Annotated in this window: 4 protein-coding genes; all 4 read right to left on the bottom strand. The window is 68.0% G+C overall.

Annotation, left to right across the window (positions count from 1 at the left end):
• Positions 1-279, bottom strand: a 279-nt coding sequence (speD, locus tag G3N93_RS38800) for an adenosylmethionine decarboxylase (protein WP_206135414.1), incomplete at its 3' end; no start/stop codon positions are given.
• Positions 276-425 carry a hypothetical protein gene (locus tag G3N93_RS38795; RefSeq protein ID WP_155291822.1) on the bottom strand — a complete coding sequence of 50 codons (150 nt, stop codon included), beginning with the start codon at positions 423-425 and terminating at the stop codon, positions 276-278. The genes G3N93_RS38795 and speD, both read right to left, overlap by 4 nt.
• Entirely contained in the window at positions 422-1,939 is a 1,518-nt protein-coding gene (locus G3N93_RS38790; RefSeq protein WP_206135413.1) for a DUF4178 domain-containing protein, read from the bottom strand. The genes G3N93_RS38795 and G3N93_RS38790 overlap by 4 nt, the downstream gene beginning before the upstream one ends.
• Before the next feature lie 9 nt (positions 1,940-1,948).
• The coding region (locus G3N93_RS38785; protein WP_206135415.1) for an SHOCT domain-containing protein at positions 1,949-2,090 on the bottom strand (142 nt) is incomplete at its 5' end.

Raw genomic sequence — 2,090 nt, 5'->3', positions numbered from 1 at the left:
CATGAACGCGTCGACAGCCGCGAAGCGATGCTCGGGCCACGTGTGGATCGTGATGTGCGATTCGGCGAGCAGCACGACGCCCGTCACGCCATGCTCGCCGCCGAAATGATGGAAATGCGCGCCGATCACGCGTGCGCCCGCCTGCTGCGCCGCTTCGGTGAGGATCGACTCGAGCCGGGCGGCATCGCGCAGCAACGCCGCGTCGATGCCTGCCAGGTCCGCTAGCACGTGTGAGCCGAACGTCGCGCGCGGTGATGCGATCTCGTCGCGCGCGGTCATTTGTGCGACCCGTACGACGAGTAGCCGCTGCGGGCCGACGAGCTGCCCCAGCCACTGCCGCCCGAACCGCTGCCGCCGATCGATGCGCAGCTGAACAGCGTGACGACGATCAGGCCGTAGATGCCGTAGAGGATGTACCGGATCACGCATTGCCCCCGTCCGATGCAAAACTCTTCCACAGCCACTCAGGCAGCCACAGCACCAGCAGGCCGACCAGCACGTAGACGGAACGGCCGCTGAACGAGAACAGCGAGCCCATGTTCAGGATCACGAGCAACGCGCTGAACACGAGCGGCAGCGGCGCGAAACTGTGTGGGCCCTTCCGGCCGAACAGGCCCGTCGACGCGGTGGCGCCCGTTGCCGCCGCAGCCGCGGCCGTCGCGAGCGCCGGCGTGCCGAAGCGTTCGGCAAGCGTGCTGCCCGACAGCGGCCGCGCGCGCGACCAGACGATCTCCGCGTCGCTGCGCTCGCGCGTCAGCTTGTCCTTCTGCCAGCCGTAGTCGATGATCGACGTGCGATCGCCGACCTGCACGCGCCAGTTGAACGCACCGACCACGTAGACGACCTCCGAGTCGTATTCCTCGCGCAGGCGGTAAGTCTTGTCGCCGTCGGTCACGTTGGCATCGCTGCCGATCGTCGGCCATTGGTCGAGCACCTGCACGCGCTCCCAGCGCCCTTCGCTCTGCACGAGCCACAGGAACCCGCGTTTCGGGTTCAGCAGCAGGTATTCGTCCCACGTCTCCTCGTCGTCCGGCACGCGGCAACGCATCATCCCGATCACCGTGTACTTCACACCGTCGAACGTGCCGACCGCGCCGAGCTCCAGCGCCCCCTTCACCGCTTCGAGCTTGCGCTGCGCCGCGAACACGGTCTGCTGCTCGGCCGTGCACTGCACGCCCGCATGGCAACTGCCGCACACCACGTAGTCGGCGACGTTCGGCGCGTACGACAGCGGCGCGCCGCAGCTCGGGCACGCGAACGGCACCATCTCCGCGCCGCGCTTCTCGCGCGTATCGTTTTCGGTATCGCGCAGCCCGGTGAACGCGAGCGCATCGAACTCGAGCGCTTCGCCCGTATAGACGGCCGGGCTCCCGCCATTCGAATCGGCGTCGGAATAATCATAGGTCGCAAATGCGTTGCCGGTGCGCAGGTCGACGACGCGCGCCTCCCAGCCGGAATCGACGCGGAACGGCAACTCGCCGTCGCCGCCCGTGCAGCGCGCGGTGCGCACGTCCGATACGAGAAACGCGCGGCCGCCGTGGTCGATCCGCATGCCCGGTTCCAGCGTGCCGAACGCGGGCCACGCGCCGCCGGACGCATCGTCGGGCTCGCGCACCGTGATCGCATACTGGCCCGACGCATCCGACAGCCAGCCGAACGTGCCGTCGTCGAACACGACGTACCACTCGCTCCACGCGCCGGCGTCGTAGGTCATCTGGATGCGCCCGAGCACCGTGAACGTACGCTTGTCGTAGCGACCGGCCGTGCCGATCTGGATCGGCGACGCGTCGTCGAGCACCGTGGCCAGTTCGCCGATACGTTCGACGTCGGTGCCACGCTTGAGCAGCGTGCTGCGGCAGAACGCGCAGACGGCCATCACCGCCGCCGCCGAGCGAAACTCGACCGGCGCGCCGCACTGGGGGCACGAGGTACTGAACATGCGTGACGCTTACCGGGTGAGCTTCGCGAGGATCTCGGCCTTCGCGCGCGAATATTCGTCTTCGGTCACGAGGCCCTTGTTGAACAGCGCCTTCAACTGTTCGAGCCGCTGCACGTAATCGGTGCCTTCCGCCGGCGCGGCAGGCTGCGCA

Source organism: Burkholderia sp. Se-20378 (assembly GCF_017104665.1).
Classification (GTDB): Bacteria; Pseudomonadota; Gammaproteobacteria; order Burkholderiales; family Burkholderiaceae; genus Burkholderia; species Burkholderia lata.
This window is presented reverse-complemented; position numbering and strand designations above follow the sequence as displayed.

Coding starts and splice junctions, on each gene's coding strand:
- G3N93_RS38790 (WP_206135413.1), bottom strand. CDS start 1,939: ATGTTCAGTACCTCGTGCCCCCAGTGCGGCGCGCCGGTCGAGTTTCGC.